Source organism: Streptomyces echinatus, from assembly GCF_014203595.1.
Taxonomy (GTDB): Bacteria; Actinomycetota; Actinomycetes; order Streptomycetales; family Streptomycetaceae; genus Streptomyces; species Streptomyces echinatus.
Window position 1 is genome coordinate 83,989 of the sequence record NZ_JACHJK010000008.1, and the last position, 25,953, is coordinate 109,941.

The 25,953-nt window shown below is 68.6% G+C and carries 18 protein-coding genes and 1 pseudogene; 12 read left to right on the forward strand and 7 right to left on the reverse strand.

Annotation, left to right across the window (positions count from 1 at the left end; genetic code table 11):
• Positions 1–84 precede the first annotated feature (84 nt).
• The 7 genes from FHS34_RS22630 (at position 85) to FHS34_RS22660 (ending at position 11,134) form a co-directional block, all read left to right on the forward strand.
• Positions 85–2,304: an ABC transporter family substrate-binding protein gene (locus tag FHS34_RS22630; protein ID WP_184968284.1), complete on the forward strand. Its 2,220-nt coding sequence runs from the start codon at positions 85–87 to the stop codon at positions 2,302–2,304.
• Between the two features lie 132 nt (positions 2,305–2,436).
• A complete protein-coding gene (gene typA / locus FHS34_RS22635) occupies positions 2,437–4,344 on the forward strand; it encodes a translational GTPase TypA (RefSeq protein WP_184968286.1) in 1,908 nt (635 codons plus the stop codon).
• Between the two features lie 564 nt (positions 4,345–4,908).
• Positions 4,909–5,949 carry an ABC transporter permease gene (locus FHS34_RS22640; RefSeq protein WP_184968287.1) on the forward strand — a complete coding sequence of 347 codons (1,041 nt, stop codon included), beginning with the start codon at positions 4,909–4,911 and terminating at the stop codon, positions 5,947–5,949.
• Positions 5,950–6,050: 101 nt separating this feature from the next.
• The gene (locus FHS34_RS22645) at positions 6,051–7,844 is read left to right on the forward strand and encodes an ABC transporter substrate-binding protein (protein WP_184968289.1); all 1,794 of its coding nucleotides are present in this window, start codon (positions 6,051–6,053) and stop codon (positions 7,842–7,844) included.
• 94 nt (positions 7,845–7,938) lie between these two features.
• A complete protein-coding gene (locus FHS34_RS22650) occupies positions 7,939–8,916 on the forward strand; it encodes an ABC transporter permease (protein ID WP_184968291.1) in 978 nt (325 codons plus the stop codon).
• A 15-nt stretch (positions 8,917–8,931) separates the two neighbouring features.
• Positions 8,932–9,993 carry an ABC transporter ATP-binding protein gene (locus FHS34_RS22655; protein ID WP_184968293.1) on the forward strand — a complete coding sequence of 354 codons (1,062 nt, stop codon included), beginning with the start codon at positions 8,932–8,934 and terminating at the stop codon, positions 9,991–9,993.
• A gap of 13 nt (positions 9,994–10,006) precedes the next feature.
• Entirely contained in the window at positions 10,007–11,134 is a 1,128-nt protein-coding gene (locus FHS34_RS22660) for an ABC transporter ATP-binding protein (protein ID WP_184968295.1), read from the forward strand.
• 44 nt (positions 11,135–11,178) lie between these two features.
• Here FHS34_RS22660 and FHS34_RS22665 read toward each other — a convergent pair.
• The 7 genes and pseudogenes from FHS34_RS22665 to FHS34_RS22695 all read right to left on the reverse strand — a co-directional run.
• Positions 11,179–12,615 (reverse strand): annotated as a pseudogene (locus FHS34_RS22665) (glycosyltransferase family 39 protein); the annotation flags it as partial.
• Positions 12,616–12,784: 169 nt separating this feature from the next.
• The gene (locus tag FHS34_RS22670) at positions 12,785–13,525 is read right to left on the reverse strand and encodes a class I SAM-dependent methyltransferase (RefSeq protein WP_184968297.1); all 741 of its coding nucleotides are present in this window, start codon (positions 13,523–13,525) and stop codon (positions 12,785–12,787) included.
• A gap of 221 nt (positions 13,526–13,746) precedes the next feature.
• The gene (locus FHS34_RS22675; protein ID WP_184968298.1) at positions 13,747–14,790 is read right to left on the reverse strand and encodes an ABC transporter ATP-binding protein; all 1,044 of its coding nucleotides are present in this window, start codon (positions 14,788–14,790) and stop codon (positions 13,747–13,749) included.
• Between the two features lie 25 nt (positions 14,791–14,815).
• A complete protein-coding gene (locus FHS34_RS22680; protein WP_184968300.1) occupies positions 14,816–15,850 on the reverse strand; it encodes an ABC transporter ATP-binding protein in 1,035 nt (344 codons plus the stop codon).
• Between the two features lie 74 nt (positions 15,851–15,924).
• Positions 15,925–16,905 carry an ABC transporter permease gene (locus FHS34_RS22685; RefSeq protein ID WP_184968302.1) on the reverse strand — a complete coding sequence of 327 codons (981 nt, stop codon included), beginning with the start codon at positions 16,903–16,905 and terminating at the stop codon, positions 15,925–15,927.
• 105 nt (positions 16,906–17,010) lie between these two features.
• Positions 17,011–18,771 carry an ABC transporter substrate-binding protein gene (locus tag FHS34_RS22690; RefSeq protein ID WP_184968304.1) on the reverse strand — a complete coding sequence of 587 codons (1,761 nt, stop codon included), beginning with the start codon at positions 18,769–18,771 and terminating at the stop codon, positions 17,011–17,013.
• A gap of 82 nt (positions 18,772–18,853) precedes the next feature.
• Positions 18,854–19,843 carry an ABC transporter permease gene (locus FHS34_RS22695; protein WP_184968306.1) on the reverse strand — a complete coding sequence of 330 codons (990 nt, stop codon included), beginning with the start codon at positions 19,841–19,843 and terminating at the stop codon, positions 18,854–18,856.
• 512 nt (positions 19,844–20,355) lie between these two features.
• Here FHS34_RS22695 and FHS34_RS22700 point away from each other — a divergent pair.
• Genes FHS34_RS22700 through FHS34_RS22720 form a run of 5 tightly spaced genes read left to right on the forward strand, consistent with a single transcriptional unit; the run spans position 20,356 to position 25,938 of the window.
• Entirely contained in the window at positions 20,356–21,987 is a 1,632-nt protein-coding gene (locus tag FHS34_RS22700; RefSeq protein WP_184968308.1) for a peptide ABC transporter substrate-binding protein, read from the forward strand.
• A gap of 6 nt (positions 21,988–21,993) precedes the next feature.
• A complete protein-coding gene (locus FHS34_RS22705; protein WP_184968310.1) occupies positions 21,994–22,914 on the forward strand; it encodes an ABC transporter permease in 921 nt (306 codons plus the stop codon).
• Positions 22,907–23,887, forward strand: coding sequence for an ABC transporter permease (locus tag FHS34_RS22710; protein WP_184968312.1), 981 nt, complete (start codon positions 22,907–22,909; stop codon positions 23,885–23,887). Before FHS34_RS22705 ends, FHS34_RS22710 begins: the two co-directional genes overlap by 8 nt.
• 7 nt (positions 23,888–23,894) lie before the next feature.
• Positions 23,895–24,878, forward strand: coding sequence for an ABC transporter ATP-binding protein (locus FHS34_RS22715; RefSeq protein ID WP_184968314.1), 984 nt, complete (start codon positions 23,895–23,897; stop codon positions 24,876–24,878).
• A complete protein-coding gene (locus FHS34_RS22720) occupies positions 24,862–25,938 on the forward strand; it encodes an ABC transporter ATP-binding protein (protein ID WP_184968315.1) in 1,077 nt (358 codons plus the stop codon). Before FHS34_RS22715 ends, FHS34_RS22720 begins: the two co-directional genes overlap by 17 nt.
• Positions 25,939–25,953: the final 15 nt, after the last annotated feature.

Here is a 25,953-nt window from a genome sequence, read left to right on the forward strand (position 1 = left end):
AGCTCCATATACCGCCAAACGTGATCAGTTCCACATACCGACAAATGCGAGCATAAGGCCCGTGGCTCCCCGGAGGTAGCAGAGATGTCCTACGACGGCGTCGGCCCCCATGCGCGACCGGCCACGACGGGCCCCCGGGCGCACGACGGCACGGCGCGGTGTCCCCGGCCGTCGCCTTCCCGGACACCGCGGCACTTCCGGCGCAGCCTGGCCTTCCTCACCGCCGGCGCGCTCGCCGTGCCGCTGCTCTCCGGCTGCGGCTCCGACGAGCAGCCCAGCAAGCCCCTCGCCGGTCAGGACATCGCCCCGGTCGCCCGGGACCTGGTCGCCGACGGCGGCACCCTGAAATGGGCCGTGGACGCCCTGCCGGAGACCCTGAACACCTTCCAGGCCGACGCCGACGCGGGCACCGGCCGGATCGCCCAGGCCGTGCTGCCCTCGATGTTCCGGCTCGACGCGGACGGCCGTCCGGTGGCCAATCCCGCCTACCTGGAGTCGGCCAAGGTCATCGAGACCGAGCCGCGCCAGGTCGTGCTGTACAAGCTGAACCAGCAGGCGGTCTGGAGCGACGGACGGGAGATCGGCGCCGCTGACTTCGTGGCCCAGTGGCGCGCCCTGTCCGGCCGGAACAGCGCCTACTGGACCGCCCGCAACGCCGGCTACGACCGCATCTCGAAGATCGAGCGGGGCGACAGCGACCTCCAGGTCAGGGTCACCTTCTCCCGGCCCTACGCCGACTGGAAGTCACTGTTCTCGCCGCTCTACCCGAAGGACGTCACGGGCACCCCGGACGCCTTCAACGACGGCGCCCGACGCACCCTGAAGGTCACCGCCGGGCCCTTCAAGGTGGAGAAGGTCGACACCGCGAAGAAGGACGTGGTGCTCACCCGCAACCCGCGCTGGTGGGGCACCCCCGCCAAGCTGAACGAGATCGTTCTGCACGCCGTGTCCCGCGACAAGCGGGCCGCCGCACTGGCCGACGGCAGCGTGGACCTCGCCGAGATCGACTCCTCCGACGCCCAGCGGATCGGGCTCGCCAACCGCGAGAAGGGCGTCGGCACCCCGCTCCAGGGCGGAGGCGGGAAGTCCGTGACGAAGCTGCGCTCCTGGGCGCGCGCGCACGGCTTCGACGCCGACGAGGTGCACGCCGGCAGGAAAAAGCTCGGCAAGGCCATCGCCCGGTATCTGGAGCAGCAGCAGGCGCTGCGTGACGTCGAGGTCCGCAAGTCCCTGGAACCCGCCTACACCCAGCTCGCCCTCAACGGCTCCACGGGCCCCCTCGCCGACGAACGGGTCCGCCGGGCCGTCGCCCGGGCTCTGGACCGCACGGAGCTGGCGCGGCTGGTGCTCACCCCGCTGGGGCTGCCCGCCGTCCCGGTCGGCAGCCACCTCGCCCTGTCCGGGCAGGTCGCCTACGCCGACAACAGCGGCGCGATCGGCGACCAGAACGCCCAGGAGGCGCAGGCGCTGCTCGCCGACGCCGGCTGGGTGCGCGGCGGCCCGCTCAAGGAGCAGAAGAAGGGCGAGAAGGCGGCCGGACCCGAGAGCCACGACAAGGACAAGGACAAGTCGAACGGCGGCGAGGACGGCGAGTACATCGTCGGCGAGGACGACAAGGACCACGACCGGGGGCACGACGCCGACCGGGACGTCGCGCAGGAGGGCAAGCACGGCGGGGCGCCCGGCGCCTACGCCCCCAAGGGCACGGCCGCCCCGGCCGCCGCGCCGGCCGGACCGCTCGCCAAGGACGGCAAGCCGCTCGCGCTGCGCTTCGTCCTGCCCTCCGGGCCGGGCTCGGACACCCTGAACTCGGTCGCCGAGCGGATCTCCGCGATGCTGGAGCAGGTCGGCATCCGCGCGACGATCACCAAGGTCTCTGACGAGAGCTACTTCAAGGACCACATCGCCGCCGGCGACTACGACCTCGCCCTGTACTCCTGGCCCTCCTCCGCCTACCCGGCGACCGACGCCCGGCCCGTCTACGCCAAGCCCCTCCCGGCGGCTGACGGCTCGGTGAACGTCGAGCAGAACTACACGCGGGTCGGTACGGACCAGGTCGACCAGCTCTTCGACGAGGCCGCGACCACCCTGGACGAGGACGAGGCGCGGGACCTGATCAGAAAGGCCGACTCGCGCATCTGGGCCGCCGCCGGCTCGATCCCGCTCTACCAGCGCCCGCAGCTGGTGGCGGCGCGGAAGAACCTGGTCAACGCGGGGGCCTTCGGGTTCCAGACACCGGTCTACGAGGACATGGGCTTCCTGAAGAAGGGGGCGAAGGCCTCGGCGTCCCCGAACAAGGGGTAGAAGGCCCGGCGAGCCCCGACTGCGAAGGCCACGTACCATGGGGTGAGGCCGTGGCGTGTCCAGCCCGGCAGGGCCCGCGCGACACGGACGTACGCGCAGGGCAGTCCTCACACTCCGGGAGTACGCCACACCATGGCCACGCGCCACGACATCCGCAATGTCGCCATCGTCGCTCACGTCGACCACGGCAAGACCACCATCGTCGACGGCATGCTGAAGCAGGCCGGTGCCTTCGCCGCCCACCAGCTCGACCAGGTCGACGATCGGGTCATGGACTCGAACGACCTGGAGCGTGAGAAGGGCATCACGATCCTCGCCAAGAACACGGCGGTGAAGTACCACCCCAAGGACGGCGGGGAACCGATCACGATCAACATCATCGACACCCCCGGCCACGCCGACTTCGGCGGCGAGGTCGAGCGCGGTCTGTCGATGGTCGACGGCGTCGTGCTGCTGGTGGACGCCTCCGAGGGCCCGCTGCCGCAGACCCGCTTCGTGCTGCGCAAGGCGCTCCAGCAGCGGCTGCCCGTCATCCTGTGCATCAACAAGACGGACCGCCCGGACTCCCGCATCGACGAGGTCGTCAACGAGACCTACGACCTCTTCCTCGACCTGGACGCGGACGAGGAGCAGATCGAGTTCCCGATCGTCTACGCCTGCGGCCGTGACGGCGTCGCCTCGCTGACCAAGCCGGAAGACGGCACGGTGCCGAGCGACTCCACCAGCCTGGAGCCGTTCTTCTCCACGATCCTGGAGCACATCCCGGCCCCGACGTACGACGAGGCCGCGCCGCTCCAGGCCCACGTCACCAACCTCGACGCGGACAACTTCCTCGGCCGTATCGCGCTGCTCCGCGTCGAGCAGGGCGAGCTGCGCAAGGGCCAGACGGTGGCCTGGATCAAGCGCGACGGGTCCGTCAGCAACGTCCGCATCACCGAGCTGATGATGACCGAGGCGCTCACCCGCAAGCCCGCCGAGGTGGCCGGCCCGGGTGACATCTGCGCCGTCGCCGGTATCCCGGACATCATGATCGGTGAGACCCTCGCCGACACCGAGAACCCGATCCCGCTCCCGCTGATCACGGTGGACGAGCCGGCCATCTCCATGGTCATCGGCACCAACACCTCCCCGCTGGTCGGCCGCGGCGGCACCGGCAAGGGCGCCGACGCGAAGGCGGCGGTCAAGGACCGCAAGGTCACCGCCCGCCAGGTCAAGGACCGTCTGGACCGCGAGCTCATCGGTAACGTCTCGCTGCGCGTCCTGGACACGGAGCGTCCGGACGCCTGGGAGGTCCAGGGCCGTGGTGAGCTGGCGCTCGCCATCCTGGTCGAGCAGATGCGCCGTGAGGGCTTCGAGCTGACCATCGGCAAGCCGCAGGTCGTCACCAAGGACGTCGACGGCAAGACCTACGAGCCGGTCGAGCGCATGACGATCGACGTGCCCGAGGAGCACATGGGTGCCGTCACCCAGCTCATGGGCGTCCGCAAGGGCCGGATGGACAACATGTCCAACCACGGTTCCGGCTGGGTCCGCATGGAGTTCGTCGTTCCGTCCCGTGGTCTGATCGGCTTCCGTACCGAGTTCCTGACCCAGACCCGCGGCACGGGCATCGGCCACTCCATCCACGAGGGCTTCGAGCCGTGGTTCGGCACCCTGCAGACCCGTAACAACGGTTCGCTGGTCGCCGACCGCGCCGGTGCCGTCACCGCGTTCGCGATGACGAACCTCCAGGAGCGCGGCGTGCTCTTCACGGAGCCGGGCACCGAGGTTTACGAGGGCATGATCGTCGGTGAGAACTCGCGCTCCGACGACATGGACGTGAACATCACCAAGGAGAAGAAGCTCACGAACATGCGGTCCTCGTCGGCCGACTCGTTCGAGGCCATCGTTCCGCCGCGCAAGCTCTCCCTGGAGCAGTCGCTGGAGTTCTGCCGCGACGACGAGTGCGTCGAGGTGACCCCGGAGGCCGTTCGCATCCGCAAGGTCAACCTGGACCAGCGTGAGCGGGCCCGCGCCGCGAGCCGCGCCAAGCACGGCTGATCCTCCGCCCACCCAGCCCGGGTGCCCCCCATGGGGGGCACCCGGGCTTTTTGCAACCCGTTTTCGGGTGGCCGCATACCGACCCTGCGTCACCGGGTGTCCGGATTGCGGAGATCTCCGACCGATAGCCATGTAACACGTCCGTTTCGCGGCCTTCTCCCGCCGAACAGTTTGTCCACTTATTGGAAGTTCTTCGCGTCAGCTGTGACTGAATTGAGATTTAAAGACGGTGGTCGCCACCTGACTCATGGCAGATAGTTAGCCGCGTAGCGCTCGGGTCAATGGGTCTCGCGCTGTGGGGACAGCGCCGACTCGCGAGCACCAGGGGGTGTCTGACCTTCCGTCAGGGGTGTCGGAGGGAAGACGGTAACCCTCTCCTGTTGGTGAACACGTGGAGTCATGAGGAGGAACCCCCATGCGCGGTGTCACGAACACCAGGTGGGTCGGTCCGTCACGTCCAGCGGTGTGATTCGGCTGTAGAACTACGCGCGTCCCGCTGCGGTTTCGCGCGTCCTCGGAGTACCCGGGCACCTCTCACACTTATACCTGTGAAACGGACGAACCGTGACAAGTCCTATCGATATAGAGGGCGGCGGGGCGTCGGTCGTCGTCGACGGCGAACCACAGCCGGAGACGAAGAACGAGGCCGTCAAGCTCGCGGGCCGGTCCCCCGGCCAGTTGATGTGGCTGCGTTTCAAGCGTGACCGCACGGGCGTGATCTGTGCCGTCGTGGTGATCGGCTACTTTGTCGTCGCCCTGCTCGCGCCGTTGCTCGTCAAGCTGTCGGGCACCGATCCGTACACCCTGTACGGCCAGGACCCCACCTATGCCGACAAGCCCATACTCGATGAATTCGGGCTTCCGCTCGGCTACTTGGGCGGTGTCTCGGGCGACCACTGGTTCGGCGTCGAACCGCAGTACGGCCGCGACCTCTTCGCCATGCTGATGTACGGCATGCGCACCTCCCTGTACATGGCGCTCGGCATCACCGTCCTCCTCATGCTCACGGGGATCGTGATCGGGCTGATCGGCGGGTACTTCGGCGGCCGTACCGACTACTGGCTCGGCCGCGGCACCGACTTCTTCCTCTCCTTCCCGCAACAGCTGTTCTTCATCGCCTTCATGCCCGTCGTGACGTCGTTCTTCGTGGATCCCCGCGAGGAGACGCCGACCTACTTCCGCGCCCTCGCCATGCTGATCGTGCTGTGGCTGCTCGGCTGGATGGGCATGGCCCGGCTGGTCCGGTCCACCGTACTGTCGCTGCGCGAAAGGGAGTTCGTGGAGGCGGCCAAGGTGTCGGGCGCCTCGCCGTGGCGGATCGTGCGCAAGGAGATCCTGCCCAACGTCGTCACCCCGATCCTGGTGCAGTTCACGTACCAGCTGCCCAGCACCATCCTCAGCATCGCCTTCCTGTCCTTCGCGGGTGTCGGGTTCGTCGAGCCGACGCCCGACTGGGGACGCCTCTTCGCCGCCGGCGCCCGGTACGCCGAGCAGGACCCGGCGTTCATGTTCTTCCCCGGGGTGGCGCTGGTGATCTTCGTCCTGTGCTTCAACCTCCTCGGGGACTCCGTACGGGACGCGTTCGACCCAAAGTCCGGGCGATAGAGCGTCCGTTGGGTGGGGGTGGCTGCCGCCCCCGCCGGCCCGTCCGGCCGGCGCCCGGCAGATCTCACGGATAACAATCGACAGGTAGGTGGATTCGCCACATGATGTCTCATCGCGCCCGCGGAGCGCGTGCCGTTGTGATCGCCATCGCGGCCGGCTCCCTTGCTCTCACCGGCTGCTCGAAGAACGAGGGCGGCAAGTCCGGCAAGGACTCCAAGAAGGATCAGAAGGAGGCGGCGGTCCAGTCGAAGGCGGTCACCTACGTCGACGCGGCGGGATCGACCGGCCCCGCCAAGGAGGTGCCCGGCGCCAAGCCCGGCGGCACGATCACCGTGTACCAGGAGGCGGGCCTGTCCCACCTGGACCCGGGCCAGATCTACGTCTCCGACGCCGGACAGGTCGCCAACCTGCTCTTCCGCCGTCTGACCCAGTTCCAGGAGGACGACAAGGGCAACGTGTCGGTCGCCGGTGACCTCGCCACCGACTCCGGCAAGTCCTCCGACGGCGGCAAGACCTGGACCTTCACGCTGAAGGACGGCGTCAAGGACGAGAACGGCAACGCCATCACCTCGTCCGACGTCCGGCACAGCGTCGAGCGCCTGTACGCGAAGTTCATCTTCGACGGCCCGACCTATCTGCAGAGCTGGCTGAGCGGCTCCGACTACCGCAAGGCCCTGCCCGGCGGCGGCTTCGACGGCAAGCACCTGCCGGCCTCGGTGCTGGACACCCCCGACGACAAGACGGTGGTCTTCCACTTCGACCAGCCGCGTCCGGACCTGCCGCAGACGCTCGCCATGGCCGGCTACGCCGTCGTCCCGGCGAAGGGCGACACCAAGGAGAAGTACGAGAAGAAGCCGGTCGCCACCGGCCCGTACAAGATCGCCCAGAACAAGGCCGGCAAGCTGCTGAAGCTGGTGAAGAACACCAACTGGGACCCGAAGACGGACTCCGTGCGCCACCAGTACGTGGACGGTTTCACCATCCAGTTCGGAGTCACCGAGTCCACCCAGACCAAGCGCCTGATCGCGGACAAGGGCGAGAACAAGAACGCCATCCAGCTCACCAACGGCGTCGAGGCCACCCAGATCCAGGACGTCATCAACAACCCCGAGGCCAGCAAGCGCACGGTCAAGGGCTACCAGCCCTACGTCATGCAGCTGACCTTCAATCTGGACCGGGTCAAGGACCTCAAGGTCCGCCAGGCCGTCACCTACGCGGTCAACTCCAAGTCCCTCATCGCCGGCGAGGGCGGTGCCTACGGCGGTGACGTCGCGCCGAACTACTTCGCGCCGACGCTGCCCGGCTACGAGCCGGCCTACGATCCCTACGGCCGCCTGAAGACCCCGCAGGGCAACATCGCCAAGGCCAAGGAGATCCTCAAGAGCGTCCCGGCGGCCGAGAAGAAGCTCGTCTTCGCCTACGCCAACAGCGAGGCCGGCCAAAAGCGCAAGGTCGCCATCGAGGACGCGCTCACCAAGGTCGGGTTCGACATCGTCGCCAAGGAGGTCGACGCGGCGAGCTACTACGAGCAGATCGGCAAGCTGAAGAACCCGTACGACATCTACATCTCCGGCTGGGGCCAGGACTGGCCGTCCCCGGGCACGGTCGTCACCCCGATCTACGACGGCTCGCAGGTCTTCGACGGCTCCTCGAACTACTCGCACGTCAAGGACCCGAAGGTCGACGCCCTCACCAAGAAGGCGCTGACCCAGGAGCCGGCCGAGGCCGCCAAGACCTGGAAGGAAGCGCAGCACTACCTGCTGGAGAACGTCATCCCGGCGGCTCCGCTGTGGTACACGAAGCAGTTCCAGATCTCCGGTTCCAACGTGGGCGGTGCCCGCTACGGCTCGGTGTCCAGCCTCATCGACATCAACCGGCTGTTCCTGAAGTCGTGATCCGCGGCTGATGACGGGGGCGCGCCGCGCGGCGACGCGCCCCCGCATCCGAGCGCCCCTACCCACCGTCTCCGCAGAGAGCAGCCAGCCCGCCATGCTTCAGTTCATCATCCGGCGCACGGTCGGCGCCTTCGTCACGCTCTTTCTCATCGGGGCGGCGACGTTCTTCCTCTTCGTGGCCGCACCCTCCGACTACGCCTCCCTGGCCTGCGGCAAGGACTGTTCGCCGCAGCGGCTGGCGGACATCCGGGAGGCCCTGGGCCTCAACCTGCCCCTGGCGCAGCAGTTCTGGGACTTCATGTCCGGCATCGTGACGGGCCGCGACTACCCGACCGGTCACTGCTCGGCCCCCTGCCTTGGCGTGTCGTTCTATTCGGGGGACATGGTCTGGAGCACCATCATGGACCGGTTCCCGCTGACCCTCACCCTGACCGCCGGCGGTGCGATCGTCTTCCTCGTCGTGGGCGTCGGCGCGGGCATGATCGCCGCGTACCGGCGCGGGACGCTGGTGGACAAGGTCGCCACCGGCGCGTCCATGGTGCTCAGTTCGTTCCAGATCTACTTCCTCGGCCCGGTCGTGCTGACCATCCTGGTCTACGGCACCGGCTTGATGGAGGACCCGAAGTACGTGCCCGTCACCGAGGATCCGGTCGGCTGGTTCGTCGGGATGTCGATCCCGGTCTGCGTGATGGCCACGATCTTCACCGCGCAGTACACCCGTATGGCGCGCTCGTCGATGATCGAGCAGCTCGCCGAGGACCATGTGCGCACGGCCCGGGCCAAGGGCATGTCGCGCAAGTACGTCTTCCTGCGCTACGCCTGGCGCGGCTCGCTCATCCCCATCGTCACCGTGCTCGGCATCGACGTCAGCTCCATGCTCGGCGGTGCCGTCGTCACCGAACTGACCTTCTCCCTGCAGGGAATCGGCCGGCTCGCGGTGGACGGGGCGGTCAACAAGGACCTGCCGCTGACGATGGGAGTGATGCTGTTCGGTGCCTTCTTCATCCTGCTCATCAACATCCTGACCGACGTCACCTACGCGTGGATCGACCCCCGCATCCGGCTCTCCTAGGAAGAACCAGCCACTGTGACCACACTGACCAAGGCCGAGGGGGCACCGGCCCCGGCCGGGCCGGACGGATTCCTCTCGGTGCGCGATCTCCAGGTGACGTTCTCCACCGAGGACGGCCCGGTCAAGGCCGTCGACGGGCTCTCCTTCGACCTGCACCGCGGGAAGACCCTCGGCATCGTGGGCGAGTCGGGTTCGGGCAAGTCGGTCACCAATCTGACGGTCCTCGGACTGCACGACCCGCTGTTCACGACGGTCGACGGGGAGATCGTCCTCGACGGCAAGGAACTCATCACCGCCACCGAGAAGGAGATGGAGCGGCTGCGCGGCAACCGCGTGGCGATGATCTTCCAGGATCCGCTCACCGCGCTGTCGCCCTTCTACACGATCGGCCGGCAGATCGCCGAGCCGTACATGAAGCACACGGGCGCCTCGAAGAAGGCCGCCCGGGAGCGTGCCGTGGAGATGCTCGCCAAGGTCGGCATCCCCAACCCCAGGGAGCGCGCCCAGGACTATCCGCACCAGTTCTCCGGCGGTATGCGTCAGCGCGCGATGATCGCCATGGCGCTGGTCTGCGACCCGGACCTGGTGATCGCCGACGAGCCGACCACGGCCCTGGACGTGACGGTCCAGGCCCAGATCCTGGACCTGCTCAAGGATCTCCAGCGGGAGTTCGGCACGGCGATCGTCTTCATCACCCACGACCTCGGTGTCATCGCCGACATGGCCGACGACATCATGGTCATGTACGCCGGGCGCGCGGTCGAGCGCGGCACCGTCGACCAGGTCCTCAGGTCCCCGCAGCACCCGTACACCTGGGGCCTGCTGAACTCCATGCCCCGGCTGGACTCCGACCTCGGCACCCCGCTGTCGCCGATTCCCGGTACGCCCCCGAGCCTGCTCACCCCGCCGTCCGGCTGCCGCTTCCACCCCCGGTGCGCCTTCCGGGACCGGGTCGGCGGCGACCGCTGCGTCACCGAGCGCCCGCCGCTGGGACCGGACCGTTCCTCGGCGTGCCATCTGGGCACGGAGCAGAAACGAACCATCTTCGTCGAAGAGATCAGGCCCCGGCTGGGCTAGGAGGACAACCGTCATGAAAGAGGACCTGGTCCTCCCCGCCACCCGTGAGGCCGGTGCCGGCACGGCGCAGGAGCCGCTGCTGACGGTCTCCGGGCTGGTCAAGCACTTCCCGGTCAAGGGTGGCTTCCCCATCAAGCGGACGGTCGGCGCCGTCCAGGCCGTCGACGGCCTGGATCTGACCGTGCAGGCGGGGGAGAGCTTCGGGCTGGTGGGTGAGTCGGGCTGCGGCAAGTCGACCACCGGCCGGCTGATCACCCGCCTGCTGGAGCCGACCGCCGGCACGATCACCTACCGCGGCCGGGACATCAGCCACGCGACGCGCAAGCAGCTGGCGCCGATCCGTTCCGAGATCCAGATGATCTTCCAGGATCCGTACTCGTCGCTGAACCCGCGGCAGACGGTCGGCAAGATCATCTCGAGTCCGATGGAGATCAACGGCATCGATCCTGCGGGCGGCCGCGAGGCGCGCGTCCGTGAGCTGCTGGAGATCGTCGGTCTGAACCCCGAGCACTACAACCGGTTCCCGCACGAGTTCTCCGGCGGCCAGCGTCAGCGCATCGGTGTGGCCCGGGCGCTCGCCCTGGAGCCGAAGCTGATCGTCGCCGACGAGCCGGTCTCCGCGCTGGACGTCTCCATCCAGGCGCAGGTCGTCAACCTGCTGCAGAAGGTGCAGAACGAACTCGGCATCGCGTTCGTCTTCATCGCCCACGACCTCGCGATCGTCCGGCACTTCTCGCAGCGCGTCGCGGTCATGTACCTCGGCAAGATCATCGAGGTGGGGGACCGCGACTCCATCTACGCCCGCCCGCGCCACCCCTACACCCACGCCCTGCTGTCCGCCGTCCCCGAGGTGACCCTGGCGGAGGAGGAGGCGCCCCAGCGCGAGCGCATCCGCCTCGCCGGCGACGTGCCGTCCCCCATCTCCCCGCCCTCCGGCTGCCGGTTCCGCACCCGCTGCTGGAAGGCGCAGGACAAGTGCGCGGCCGAGGAGCCCCCGCTCATCCAGCTCTCCGGCAACCGGGCCGGGCACCTGACGGCCTGCCACTTCCCGGAGGAGCCGTCGACCGAGGCCCGCGACGAGGACATCGTGCTGGATCCGGCCCTCGCGGCGCTGGAGGAGGGGAAGACGGAGGCTCCGTAGACAGGGTGACGGGACGACCGGGGGTGTGGTGCCTGTCCGTGCCCCCGCTCGTACACCGTCACCCGCCGGCCGCGGACCCGTCGGTCCGCCACCGCCGTGAAGTGCCGTCTCAGCACGTCGGCCTTCGTCCTGTCCCGTTCCCCGGACAGCGGCGGGGCCACCTCCGGCGCATCGGTGACCAGCAGGATGCGCCGTTGCGCCAGCATCGCGGCCCGTATCCGCTCCGGACCGGCCTCCTCGCCCTTCAGCGTCCCGGCCGCCACGGGGTCCCGCACCAGCGCGATGTCCCGCAGGCCGGCGAAGTCGTCGGGGGAGACCTGGGCGGTGTCCCGCCGGTCCGCCGGCACGAAGACCACCGCGTCCCCGCTCCGTTTCAGCTTCCGGACGTCCGCGGCCACCGCGAGGACGTCGTCCACCCGGCTGGCCGGGGACCGCTCGGCCAGCGACTCGGGCAGCAGCGCCACCAACGCCAGCGCGGTCGCCACCGGGACGACCCATGCCGAGGCGCGCGGGAACCGGGGGCGCGCCGCCCGTACCGCCGCCTGCAGCGCCGCTCCGATCAGCAGCGCCAGACCCAGCATGCCGAACAGGACGTACCGCTCCTGGAACAGGGGATGGACCAGGGAGACGGCGATGAGGGAGAGCTGCGGCGCCGCCAGCAGCGGCAGTCCGACGGCCGCCGGTGACAGCCGGCCCGCGCCCGGCCGGTCCAGCAGGGCCCCGAGCCCGCCGAGTCCCAGCAGCACCGCGGGGCCGATCATCATGTGCCAGGTCAGCGGCGGGATCCAGGCCACCTGGTGGGACTGGGTCCGGCTGAACAGGACCAACGGCAGCGCGCCGAGGACCGCGGCCGCCGCGGCAACGGCCCAGCGCGCCCGGAGCGGCCGCCCGGCCCTCGTCCAGAGCAGGGTCGCCAGGTGCGCGGGCAGGATGAGCAGGGACAGCCAGTTCAGCAGCGCGCACACCAGGACGGTGCCCCCGTAGGCCACCCACCGCGCGGTGCGGCCCCCGCCCTGCAGCACGGTGACGAGGAGCAGGGTGGAGATCCCGGCGCCCGCGCAGACGAACGCGTACGGGCGGCCGTCCTGGAGGGAGAACTGCACGGCCGGAAGGAGGCCGAAGGCCAGACCCGCCCCCAGGCCCGCGGGGTCACCGGCCAGCCGCCGGCCGATCGCCGTGACACAGGCCGCGGCCACCGCCATGGCCAGCGCGGAGGGCAGCCGGAGGGTCGTGGTGCTCGCCCCGAAGCACGAGAACAGGGCGTGCATCAGCAGGTAGTAGAGCCCGTGCACGGCGTCGACCTGCCCGAGCAGATGCCAGATCTCGGGTACGGACCGCTGGGCCGCCATCCAGGTCGCGGCCTCGTCCCGCCACACGCTCCGCTGCCGGGACAGTCCCCACAGACCGAGAGCGAGGGTCCACGGAACCGGGATCAGCCAGACGGGCGGGCGGAACCGTCGGAGGGATATGTGTGCGGGCATGGCGAGGTGAGGGACCTTGGGTGTGGGAGACGCGTCAACGGGCCTGCGGAACAAGGCCCTTCAGGACTTCGCACGCATGTGCCGAAAACCTACGCCACGGCCACGAACGTCAACCAGTGATCACTCACATGATCACAATCACGCCCGGCGCACGGAACCCCGGCGCCGCCTAGGCCTTCCGCGCCACCGTGATGATCTCGGGGGAGGCGGGTCCGAGCGGCCCCCGCTCCCAGTCCCCGTACTGTTCGGCGACCGTCAGACCGGCCTCGCCGAGGAAGCCCTCCAGCGTCCCGGCGTCCAGGAAGCGCAGGACGCTGTGGCTGACCCGTGGGGCGGGCCACCGGGGGCCGGCGTAGGTCTCGGTGAAGTGCACCCGGTCCCCGTGCGGTCCGCCGTCCCGGACCTCGTGCCAGATCCGTACGGGGGTGCCGTCGGCGGCGGTGGCCCGGTGGACCCGGTCCGGGGTCCACCGTTCCCAGGCGCGGGCGTCCGGGTTCCGGGTCTCGAACACGAACCGTCCGCCGTCCCGGAGGGCCGCGCGTACGGCGCGCAGACAGACCCGGATCTCCTCGTCCGGCACCAGCGCCTGGAAGGCGTGCCCGGTCATGACGACGAGGTCGAACTCCTCCTGCCACCGCCGCACCCGCACATCGCCGAGCACCCACTCGACGTCGGGTCGCGCCCGGCGTGCCTGCACGAGCATGGCGGCGGCCGGATCGAGGCCCATCAGCCGCCCCCGGTGCCCCTCGGCCCGGGCCCGGCGCAGCAACTGCCCGGTGCCGCACCCGATGTCCAGCACGGCCCCGGCCTCCCGCAGCAGACCGAGGTAGAAGTCGTCACCCGGTCCCCAGGGGTTGAGGCTCTCGTAGAGAGCGGCGAGCGAAAGATCGGCGAAAGCGTGATCTGCCACCGCGGCAGTGTGCCACACGATGCTGAACGGCGCGTCAGGAACGGTCTGCTTTCCAAGCTCCGCACAAGTACAGGTGAGTTGAGGCCTCACCCGGGCATGGAGGAGGGCCCGTGCCTGGGGAGGCACGGGCCCTCGTCCCCTGGACCGGACGTTCATGGGCTCGGGTCAATGGGCCGGTGAAAGTCCGCTCCACAAGGGGGCGGCTGACGGAAAGGGGTGTGTCAGGCCGCCGCCTCGGGGTCCTTGGAGAGGCGCGGTGCGGGGACGGCGTCCGCCGTCTCCGGGTAGTGGCAGGCCGTCAGGTGACCCGGCTTGTTGCCCTCCACCTGCACCAGCGGAGGCGCCTCCGTCGCGCACTTCTCGGTCGCCTTCCAGCAGCGGGTGCGGAAGCGGCAGCCGGAGGGCGGGTTGATCGGCGACGGCACGTCGCCGGTCAGGCGGATGCGCTCGCGCGGCTCCTGGTCCACCGTGGCCTCGGGCACGGCGGACAGCAGCGCCCGGGTGTACGGGTGGCGCGGGTTGTCGTACAGGTCCTCGCGGTCGGCGATCTCCACGATCTTACCCAGGTACATGACCGCGACGCGCTGCGAGAAGTGCCGGACGATCGCGAGGTCGTGGGCGATGAAGACGAACGCGATGCCGAGTTCCCGCTGCACCTTCTGCAGCAGGTTGACGACCTGCGCCTGGATGGAGACGTCCAGGGCGGAGACCGGCTCGTCGGCGACGATCAGCTTCGGCTCCAGGGCGAGCGCGCGGGCGACACCGATGCGCTGGCGCTGGCCGCCGGAGAACTCGTGCGGGAACCGGTTGTAGTGCTCCGGGTTGAGACCGACGATCTCCAGCAGCTCACGGACGCGCGCCTCGCGGCCGCCGGCCGGGTTGATGTCGTTGATCTCCATCGGACCCGAGATGATCTTGCCGACCGTCTGCCGCGGGTTCAGCGAGGCGTACGGGTCCTGGAAGATCATCTGGATCTCGGAGCGGATCGGCGCCAGATCCCTGCGGCCCGCGTGCGTGATGTCCTGCCCGCGGTAAGAGATCTTGCCGCCGGTCGGCTCCAGCAGCCGGGTGATGAGCCGGCCGGTGGTCGACTTGCCGCAGCCCGACTCGCCGACCAGGCCGAGGGCCTCGCCCTCGGCGACCTGGAAGTCGAGACCGTCGACGGCCTGGACGGCGCCGACCGTCCGCTTGATCGGGAAGCCGCCCTTGATCGGGAAGTGCTTGGTCAGACCGCTGACGTCCAGGAGCGGTTGCGCGTTGCTCATGATGGTGAATCCCGTCTCGTGTACGTCAGTGCCGGGCGGCGGCGAAGTCGGCGAAAAGGTCTCCCCGCTGCTTCGGCGGGAGGTGGCAGGCCGATCCCCTGCCGTCCACCACGTCCAGCAGCGGCCGCTCCGTGGAGCACAGCCCGCCCGCGACCTTGTCGGCGAACGTGCACCGCGGGTGGAAGCGGCAGCCGGAGGGCGGGTTCAGCAGCGACGGCGGCGAACCCGGGATCGGCGACAGCGGCACGTCGACCGGGCCGTCCAGGCTCGGCATGGAGCCGAGCAGGCCGAGGGTGTAGGGGTGCTGAGGGCTGCTCAGCACCTCCTCCTTGGTGCCCCGCTCCACGCACCGGCCGCCGTACATCACGAGCACGTCGTCCGCGATGTCGGCGATGACACCGAGGTCGTGCGTGATGAAGATGATGGCCGTGCCGAACTCCTGCTGGAGCTCCTTGAGCAGGTCCAGGATCTGCGCCTGCACCGTCACGTCCAGGGCGGTGGTCGGCTCGTCGGCGATCAGCAGCTCGGGGTCGCAGACCAGGGCCATGGCGATCATGGCGCGCTGGCGCATACCACCGGAGAACTGGTGCGGGTAGTCGTCCACCCGCACGTCCGGCTGGGGGATCCCGACCCGCTTCAGCATCTCGATCGCCCGCGCCCGGGCCTCCTTCTTGGAGGCGCCGGTGTGCTTGCGGTACGTCTCGCCGATCTGCGTGCCGATCGTGTGGAACGGCGACAGCGAGGCGAGCGCGTCCTGGAAGATCATGGACATCTTGTTGCCGCGCAGCCGCTCCAGTTCCTTCTCGGAGGCGGTGAGCAGTTCCTTGCCGTCCAGCAGGATCTCGCCCTCGATCGCGGTGTGGGCGCGGTCGTGGAGGCCCAGGATCGTCAGGTTGGTGACGGACTTGCCGGAGCCCGACTCACCCACGATGCCGAGCGTCTGCCCCTTGATGAGGTCGAAGCTGAGCCCGTCGACGGCCTTGACGATGCCGTCCTCGGTGGAGAAGTGGACCTGTAGGTCCTTGACGGAGAGGAACGGCTGCTGATCGGTGCTCGTCACGGGGACGCTCCTGAGGGGGTGATGCGGGAGAGATCGCCGGGTGGGGCGGGGGAGGAACGGGGTGGAGGCGGAGGTCAGGCGAGCCGGATCCGCGGGTCGATCAAGGCGTAGACGGCGTCCACGAGGATGTTGAAGAACACGATCGCGCCGGCCGCCAGCAGGGTCACGCCGAGCAGCATCGGCAGGTCGCTCTGGTCCACGGACTTCACCGCGAGCCGGCCGATGCCCTGGAGGCTGAAGGTCGACTCGGTGATGATGGCGCCGCCGATCAGCGTACCCAGGTCGATGCCGAACACCGTGACGATCGGGCCCATCGCACCGCGCCAGGCGAACCGGAAGAACACGTTCGCCCGGGACAGGCCCTTGGCCCGTGCCGTGCGGACGTAGTCCTCGCTGAGCTGCTCGACCAGCTGGGAGCGGGTCATGCGGGTGTAGTTGGCCGTGAAGATGATCGCGAGGACCAGCCAGGGCAGCAGGAGGCCCGAGAACCAGGCGCCCGGGTCGTCGGTCAGCGGCGTGTACTGCGGCTGGCTGAGCCAGCCCAGCTGCGCGACGAAGAAGAACATCGCGATGTAGCCGACGAAGTAGATCTGGAGGGAGGAGCCGAGCAGCGAGGCAGAACTGGCGAACTTGTCCAGGAACTTGCCCTGCTTCAGGGCCGCGAGCATGCCCGCGCCGATACCGAGGATCAGGAAGACGACGGCAGCGCCGAAGGCGAGCGAGAGAGTGGTGGGCAGCCGGTCCATGATCGTGTCGTAGACGGGCTCACGGTTGGCGAAGGAGTACCCGAGGCAGGGGGCGTTGCAGTAGTCGAAGCCGGCGTAGTTGCGACCGGCGAAGATGCCCACGAGCCACAGCCAGTACTGCACCGGGATCGGCTTGTCGATGCCCAGGTTCTTCCGGATCTGCTCAAGGTTCTCAGGCGTGCAGTTCTTGCCGCAGGACATCATGGCGGGGTCACGCGGCACGGCGTAGAAGAGCCAGAAGGTGATGGCGCTGATGATCAGCAGAATGACCAGCGCACCGATGACTCGGCGGACAAGGAAGCGGAACATGAGGCGTGACTTTCCGGACGGGGCGCCGTCGCCGGGAGGGAAGTAGAGGGGGGTGGCCGCAGGGGCGGCCATGCGGGATGGCCGCCCCCGACGGTTCGAAGGTGCTTACTTCTTGGCGTAGAGCTTGTTGAGCGCGACGCAGGTGTTGGCGCTGTCCCAGATGACGTTGCCGACCTTGGAGCCGTACAGGTAGTTACGGATCTTGTGGTAGTCCGGCACCGCCGCCGCCTGCTCCAGGACCATCTTGTCGATGTTGCCCCAGGCCTTGTTGGCCTCGTCGACGTCCGCGATCTTCGAAGCCGCTTCGATGGCCTTGTTGATGCTCGGGTCGTTCAGCTGGGCGTAGTTGTTGCGGCCGTCACCGATGTTCTTGCCGCTCCAGCAGGGGTAGAAGACCGAGTAGCCGTTCGGCCAGTCGGGGCTCCAGCCGGCGCCGAACAGGTCGAAGTCGTTGTCGATCTTGCCGATCTGGGTGTAGAAGGTCGACTTGTCGACCTGCTTGTTGACGACGGTGAAGCCGGCCGCCTCCAGGGCGTTCTTGACGGCGACGGCGACCTTCACCTGGGTGTCGGACTGCTGGTAGGCGATGACCAGCTTCTGGCCGAGCTTGCCGGCCTCCTTCAGCAGCGCCTTGGCCTTCTCGGGGTTGCCGCCCGGCGTCGTCTTCGCGCCGTACAGGTCGAACTTGGCGTAGCCGGGGGTCACCGGGGCGAGGATCGTGGAGGCGATCTCGGTGGTGGCGCGGCCACCGTTGATCGTCTGGACCTGCTGGTGCGGCCAGGCCCAGTTGATGGCCTGACGGACCTTGAGGTCCTTGATGCGGGTGGTGTTGATCGGCCAGTAGTAGGTGGCCGTGTCCACCGCGGTGAGGACGCGCTGCTTCAGCTCCGGCTTGGTGAGGACCTGGGCGATGCGCTCGGGAGCGATCTCGTTGAAGATCGGCACCGCGTACTGGTCGTTGCCCTGGTCCGCGATCCAGCGGTCGGTCGACGCGACGAGCTCGAAGCCCATCTGGAAGACGTACTGGTCCGGGTAGGCGTTGCGGACCGAGTCGGTCTTCGGGTCCCAGTGCTCGTTGCGCACGAAGGTCATCGACTTGCCGATCTTGCGGTCGCCGATCTTGTACGGACCGCAGGAGAACGGACGCTTGTCGTACTTCTCCTTGGTGTCGTGCTTCTTCGGCACCAGGGAGTAACCGCGCATCGCGAGCGTGTAGTTGAAGTCGGTGCGGGCCTCGTTGAGACGGAAGGTGACGGTCTTGCCGTCGATCTCGATGGAGCTGAGGCTCTTACCGGTGTACGGGCCCTTGTACTTGTCGCCGCCCTCGAGCCACGTCTGCACGTAGCGGGGGCCCTCGGTGATGAACGCGGCGAAGAGGCGCTCGAAGGTGTGGCGGACGTCGTCCATGCTGACGTCGGAGCCGTCCTCCCACTTCAGGCCGTCCTTGAGCGTGAAGACCCAGGTCTTGCCGCCGTCCTTCATGGTGCCGGCGTCGGTCGCGGCGTCGCCGACCAGGACGGCGCCGCCCTTGTCGTCCAGCTTGTAGCCGGTCAGGGCGCGCATGATCGGGACGGTGATGGCGGCCTCAGTCGAGTTGTAGATCTGAGCCGGGTCCATGTGGTCCATGTCGAACTGCTGGAGCGAGTAGATCGTCCCGCCCTTGACCGCGCCCTTGACCTCGGGAGCCGGACCCTGCGAGTCGGCCTTGCTGCCGACCGGGATGGCGATCGTCTTCGAACCGCTGACCTGGGGGGCGTCGTTCTGCCCGGAGCCGCCCTCGCTGCCGCTGCTGCAGGCGCTCAGCACCGAGGTCGACGCCGCGGCGACGCCGGTGGCGATGAGGAAGTTTCTACGGGAGAAGGACATGGCTTCCTGCCTTGGAAAGTGGGAGTGATGAGAGAGATCCCGGCACCCTCGGCGCCGTCGCCGTGGTCCTGAAGAGCCGGAGTCAGCGCTTGGACTTGGGGTCGAGTGCGTCACGCACCGAGTCGCCCAGAAGGTTGAACGCGAGCACGAAGATCACCATGGACAGGCCCGGGAAGAGCATGAAGGTGATGTCCTCGGTGTAGAACATGGCGCCGCGCTGGATCATGACGCCCCAGTCCGGGGTCGGGTCGATCATTCCGACACCGAGGAACGCGAGGCCCGCCTCGGCGGTGACGAACGCCGGGAGCATCAGCGTGCCCTGAATGATGATCGGCGTCCACAGGTTGGGCAGCAGTTCCTTGAAGACGATGCGTCGCGGTGACGCGCCCGTGACCTTGGCGGCTTCGACGAACTCCCGCTCGCGCAGGCCCAGTACCTGACCGCGCAGCAGTCGGGCGATGGAGGCCCAGCCGAAGGTGGCGAGGACGATGATCAGGCCGGTGGCCCGCAGCCAGGTCGGGATGTCCTCGTCGGGGGCGATGAAGAGCCCGTAGATCACCGGCATGAACGCGATGAAGAAGAGGGTGGACGGGAACGACAGGAGGATGTCGATGACCCGGCCCACGAGGTAGTCCGTCTTGCCGCCGAGGTAGCCGGCGGTGACGCCGATGACGACACCCAGGAACACGGTGAGCAGGGTGGCGGCGAGGGCGATGCCCAGCGAGGTGCGGATCGCGTAGAGCAGGAAGGTGAAGACGTCCCGCCCGAGCTGGGGCTCGATGCCGAACCAGAAGTCCGAGCTCATGCCGCCGTTGGGGCCGGCAGGGTACGAGAACACGTTGAGCAGGTTCGGGTTCGCGCTCGCGTAGGTGGTGTACGGGTCCTTGCCGTAGAGCTTCGCTATCAGCGGCGCGGCGATCGCTATCACGAAGAAGAAGATCACGACGTACGCGGATATGACGCCCGTCTTGTCACGCTTGAAGCGCTTCCAAGCAAGACGTCCCGGAGAGCGGCCTTCGCTGCCCTTCGAGCCGTCCGAAGCGGTCAGCTTCGCAGTGGCCTCGTCGGTCACCTCAAGCGGGGCAGCCGCAGATGGAGTTGGGGGGGGTCATGTTGCTCCTGGCCCAAGGGAGGGTCTGATGACTCCGCAGGGCGCTCCCCTACGGGCTACGCCGGACTTTTTCAACGCAATTCATTCAAGGTCAATAAATTCTCGACCGCCTTGGTTTTCTCTTTACGTTTTTTGCTTGGGCTTGACTGTTCCGTAGCTACGCGGGTAGCACGCCGTAATCAATCCGTGCTTCACATCGGACCAACTGCTCAAAACGGGCAAGGAGTTCGATATGCGGACGGTGGAGTGTCGAAATGCGTACATCGGAACGTCGTAATCCAACGTTTCGGCATCGTTGCCCGAAGATCTATTGCGCCGCGGACTCAAGATCATCGGGGCTTCGGCCGGACGGTGCCTGCATTCGGATGACGTGTCCCCCTAAAGGCCGCCCAAACGGGCAGTGCGTGTGAGCTATGCGCGGTATGTGTCGATATCGACGGATAATCGGTCGAGGCTCAGGGAGGAGGCACGTCATGCGCGGCAGCAGGCACGTCCGAGGGGCCGCCGGTGCCCTGGCGATGGCGCTCGCGGCCACGGGCTGCGGGGTGATCGTCGGTACGAGCGGCGGCGCCAACGGCGGCGCCGTGCTCAGCTCCTCCTGGGGCGATCCGCAGAACCCGCTGGAGCCGGCCAACACCAACGAGGTGCAGGGCGGCAAGGTCCTCGACATGATCTTCCGCGGTCTGAAGAAGTACGATCCGAGGACCGGCAGGGCCCAGAACTGGCTGGCCCGGTCCATCGAGACCGAGGACTCACGGAACTACACCGTCAGGATCAAGCGGGGCTGGACCTTCTCCAACGGCGAGAAGGTGACCGCCCGGTCCTTCGTGAACGCCTGGAACTACGGGGCGAGCCTGCGGAACAACCAGAAGAACGCCTACTTCTTCGGCTACATCGACGGGTACGACAGGGTCCACCCCGACAGCGGCAGGCAGAGCGCCCCCGCGCTGTCCGGTCTGAAGGTGGTCGACGACCACACCTTCACCGTGCGGCTGAACCAGAAGTTCTCCGGCTTCCCCGACACCCTCGGCTACGCGGCCTTCGCCCCGCTGCCCCGCGTCTTCTTCACCGACCACGCGGCCTGGGTGAAGAAGCCGGTCGGCAACGGCCCCTACACCGTCGAGTCCTATACGAGGGGCTCACAGATGTACCTGCGGAAGTGGGACGGCTACCCGGGTACCGACAAGGCGCGCAACGACGGCGTGACCCTCATGGTCTACACCGACAGCAACACCGCCTACACCGATCTCCTGGCCGGCAATCTCGACCTCGTCGACGACATCCCCGCCGCGCAGCTGAAGAACGTCGAGGGCGACCTGGGCGACCGCTACATCAACACCCCCGCGGGCATCATCCAGACCCTCGCCTTCCCCTACTACGACAAGGCCTGGAACCGGCCGGGCTCGGCGAAGGTCCGCACCGGCCTGTCCATGGCGATCAACCGCAGGCAGATCACCGAGATGATCTTCCGCGGGACCCGGACCCCGGCCACCGACTGGACCTCCCCGGTCCTCGGCGTCGACGGCGGCTTCAAGGCCGGCCTGTGCGGCCGGGCGTGCGACTACGACCCCGCCCGGGCGAAGCAGCTGATCAAGGAGGGCGGCGGGATCCCCGGCGGCCAGGTCAAGATCACGTACAACGCGGACTCGGGCTCGCACAGACAGTGGGTGGACGCCGTGTGCAACTCCGTTAACAACGCCCTCGGCAACGACCGGGCCTGCGTCGGCAACCCGGTCGGCACCTTCGCCGACTTCCGCAAACAGATCGGACAGCACACGATGACCGGCCCGTTCCGGGCGGGCTGGCAGATGGACTACCCGCTCATCCAGAACTTCCTCCAGCCGCTCTACTACACCGGCGCCTCCTCCAACGACGGCAAGTGGTCGGACCGGGAGTTCGACCGGCTCGTGGACCGGGCCAACGCCCGGACGGACACCGCCGAGGCCGTCGCCGGTTTCCAGGAGGCCGAGAAGGTCGTCCGGGACCAGATGGCCGCCGTCCCGCTCTGGTACCAGAACGGCAACGCCGGCTACTCCGACCGGCTGTCCCACGTGGCGCTCAATCCCTTCAGCGTCCCCGTCTACAACGAGATCAAGGTCGGCTGAGCCGCCATGGGGCGCTATGTCCTGCGGCGGCTGCTCCAGATGATCCCCGTGTTCATCGGTGCCACGCTGCTGATCTTCCTGATGGTGAACGTGATGGGCGACCCCGTCGCCGGCCTGTGCGGGGAGCGGGCCTGCGACCCCGCGACGGCCGCCGCGCTGAGGCGTGAGTTCGGCCTCGACAAGCCGCTGTGGCAGCAATACCTCACCTACATGGCGAAGGTCTTCACCGGCGACTTCGGCACCGCCTTCAACGGGCAGCCGGTCACCGAGCTGATGGCCACGGCGTTCCCGGTCACCGTCCGGCTGACCGTCGTGGCCATCGTCTTCGAGATCGTCATCGGCGTCACGCTGGGCGTCGTGACCGGACTCAAGCGCGGGCGTCCCGCCGACACCGCCGTGCTCCTGGCCACCCTCGTGGTGATCTCCGTCCCCACCTTCGTCACCGGTCTGATGCTGCAGCTGCTGCTCGGTATCAAGTGGCACTGGATCAGACCCTCGGTCCGCTACGGCACCCTCGACGAGCTGATCGTGCCCGGCCTGGTCCTCGCCTCCGTCTCGCTCGCCTACGTCACCCGGCTGACCCGTACCTCCATCGCCGAGAACAAGCGGTCCGACTACGTCCGCACGGCGATCGCCAAGGGCCTGCCGCGGCACCGGGTCATCACCCGGCATCTGCTGCGCAACTCCCTGATCCCGGTGGTCACGTTCATCGGCACCGACATCGGCGCGCTGATGGGCGGCGCGATCGTCACCGAGCGGATCTTCAACATCCACGGTGTCGGCTACCAGCTCTACCAGGGCATCCTGCGCCAGAACACCCAGACGGTCGTCGGCTTCGTGACCGTGCTCGTGCTGGTCTTTCTGGTCGCCAACCTGCTCGTGGACCTGCTCTACGCCGTACTCGACCCGAGGATCCGCTATGCGTGACCAGCCGCAGCAGCCCGAGGGCGCGATCGCCGGCACCGGCATGGGCGGCGCGATGGACCTCGGCGCGAGCGAGGCCGTCACCCTGGAGAGGACACCCGGCGGCCCGGCGGGCACGGGGCCCGCGGGCAGGCCCCGCTCCCTGTGGTCCGACGCCTGGCGGGACCTGCGCCGCAACCCGGTCTTCCTGCTCTCCGCCCTGGTCATCCTGTTCCTGGTCTTCATCTCCCTGTGGCCCTCGGCGATCGCCTCCGGCAGCCCCCTGACGTGCGATCTGGCCAAGGCCCAGGACGGTGCGGCACCGGGCGCCCCGTTCGGGTACGACGGCCAGGGCTGCAACGTCTACACGCGCACCGTCTACGGCGCCCGTGCGTCCGTCACGGTGGGCCTGTGCGCCACGCTGGGCGTCGCCCTGCTCGGTTCGGTCCTCGGCGGACTCGCGGGCTATTTCGGCGGCGTCTGGGACTCCGTGCTGTCCCGGGTCACCGACATCTTCTTCGCCATCCCGGTCGTCCTCGGCGGTCTCGTCCTCCTCTCCGTCGTGACCTCCAATACGGTCTGGCCGGTCGTCGGGTTCATGGTGCTGCTCGGCTGGCCCCAGATCTCCCGGATCGCCCGCGGCGCGGTCATCACCGCCAAGCAGAACGACTACGTCCAGGCCGCCCGCGCCCTGGGCGCCTCCGACTCCCGCATCCTGCTCCGGCACATCGCCCCGAACGCCGTGGCGCCGGTGATCGTCGTCGCGACCATCGCGCTCGGCACGTACATCGCCCTGGAGGCGACGCTGTCCTACCTCGGCGTCGGCCTCAAGCCGCCCAGCGTCTCGTGGGGCATCGACATCTCCGCCGCCTCGCCCTACATCCGCAACGCCCCGCACGCCCTGCTGTGGCCCGCGGGCGCCCTCGCCCTCACGGTCCTGGCCTTCATCATGCTCGGCGACGCGGTCCGCGACGCCCTCGACCCGAAGCTGAGGTGATGGTGCCGTGCTCCTCGACGTAAGGGACCTGCACGTGGAGTTCCGGACCCGGGACGGGGTCGCCCATGCCGTCAACGGGGTGAACTTCGCGGTGGACGCGGGGGAGACGCTGGCCGTGCTCGGCGAGTCCGGGTCGGGCAAGTCCGTCACCGCGCAGGCCGTGATGGGCATCCTGGACGTGCCGCCGGGCCGGATCACCGCCGGGCGGATCCTGTTCCGCGGGCAGGACCTGCTGAAGCTGAGGGAGCAGGAACGGCGCAGGGTCCGGGGCGCCGGGATCGCGATGATCTTCCAGGACGCGCTGTCGGCCCTCAACCCGGTGCTCTCCGTCGGGGACCAGCTGGGGGAGATGTTCGTCGTGCACCGGGGGATGTCCAGGAAGGACGCGCGGGCCCGGGCCGTCGATCTGATGGACCGGGTGCGCATCCCGGCGGCGGCGCAGCGGGTGCGGGACTATCCCCACCAGTTCTCCGGCGGCATGCGCCAGCGGATCATGATCGCCATGGCGCTGTCCCTGGAACCGGCGCTCATCATCGCCGACGAGCCGACCACGGCCCTGGACGTCACGGTCCAGGCCCAGGTCATGGAGCTGCTCGCGGAGCTGCAGCGCGAGTACCGTATGGGGCTGATCCTGATCACCCACGACCTGGGGGTCGTCGCGGACGTCGCCGACCGGATCGCGGTGATGTACGCCGGGAAGATCGTCGAATCCGCGCCCGTGCGCGACCTCTACAAGGCACCGGCCCACCCCTACACCCGCGGACTGCTGGACTCCGTTCCCCGCCTGGACCGGAAGGGGCAGGAGCTGTACGCCATCAAGGGTCTGCCGCCGAACCTCATGCGTGTTCCGCCGGGCTGCTCCTTCCACCCCCGCTGCCCGATGGCCCAGGACGTGTGCCGCACCGACGAACCCCCGCTGTACCCGGTGTCCGACGGCCGGGGCAGCGCCTGCCACTTCTGGAGGGAGTGCCTGCATGGCCCCGACCACTGAACCGATCCTGGAGGTCAGCGGCCTCGTCAAGCACTACCCGCTGACCCGGGGCGTCCTGTTCAAGAAGCAGATCGGCGCGGTGAAGGCGGTCGACGGCGTCGACTTCACGCTGCACCGGGGCGAGACCCTGGGCATCGTCGGCGAGTCGGGCTGCGGCAAGTCGACGGTCGCGAAGCTGCTCTGCAGCCTGGAGCGCCCCACGGCCGGCTCCATCCGGTTCAAGGGCGAGGACATCACCGGGCTGTCCGGCAGGGCCCTGAAGGCCGTGCGCCGCAACATCCAGATGGTCTTCCAGGACCCGTACACCTCGCTCAACCCCCGGATGACGGTCGGCGACATCGTCGGGGAGCCCTACGACATCCATCCCGAGGCGGCGCCCAAGGGCGAGCGCCGCCGCCGCGTCCAGGAGCTGCTGGACGTGGTCGGGCTCGACCCGGACTACGTCAACCGCTATCCGCACCAGTTCTCCGGCGGCCAGCGCCAGCGCATCGGGATCGCCCGGGGGCTGGCGCTGCGCCCCGAGGTCATCGTCGCCGACGAACCGGTGTCCGCGCTGGACGTCTCGGTGCAGGCCCAGGTGATCAACCTGCTGGACCGGCTCCAGTCCGAGTTCGACCTGTCCTACGTCTTCATCGCGCACGACCTGTCGATCGTCCGGCACATCTCGGACCGGGTCGGGGTCATGTACCTGGGCCGGATCGTGGAGATCGGGCGGGACGCCGAGATCTACGACCATCCGACCCACCCCTACACCCAGGCCCTGCTCTCCGCCGTGCCCGTGCCCGATCCGGAGGCCCGCGCACAGCGCGAGCGGATCATCCTCACCGGGGACGTGCCGTCGCCGACGGCCATCCCCTCGGGCTGTCGCTTCCGCACCCGCTGCTGGAAGGCGCAGCGGCGCTGTGCGCAGGAGGTGCCGGCCCTGGCGGTGCCGGAGGCCTTCCGTGGCACGGCCGGCCCCGCGGCCCACGCCTCGGCGTGCCACTTCGCTCAGGAGGCGGCGCCGGTCCCGCCCGCCCCGCCGGGGGAGCGGCGGCTGAACGGCAACGGGCCGGGGTGACATGGTGCACCCCGG